The following is a 281-nucleotide window of genomic DNA, read 5'->3' as shown; positions in this document are numbered from 1 at the left end:
CGCACTCGTTGATGCTGATTCGCTTGCTGATGTGCTTGCACTTACTGATGCACTCGTTGATGCTGATTCGCTCGCCGATGTACTTGCACTTACTGATGCACTTGTCGATGCTGATTCACTTGCCGATATACTTGCAGATTCTGACGCACTCATTGATGCTGATTCACTTGCCGATGTGCTGGCACTTACAGACGCACTTGTTGATGCTGATTCACTTGCTGATGTGCTGGCACTTTCTGATGCACTCGTTGATGCCGACTCACTCGCTGATGTACTTGCAC

At 49.1% G+C, this 281-nt stretch carries 1 protein-coding gene; it reads left to right on the top strand.

Annotated elements, in window-relative coordinates:
• Positions 1-281, top strand: a 281-nt coding sequence (locus HZY83_RS05650) for an MSCRAMM family adhesin SdrC (protein ID WP_218925353.1), incomplete at both ends; no start/stop codon positions are given.

This window comes from Gemella sp. GH3 (assembly GCF_013415425.1).
In the GTDB taxonomy this organism is placed as follows: Bacteria; Bacillota; Bacilli; order Staphylococcales; family Gemellaceae; genus Gemelliphila.
The sequence above is the reverse complement of the archived record's forward strand: the minus strand, read 5'-3'. Positions and strand labels throughout refer to the sequence as shown.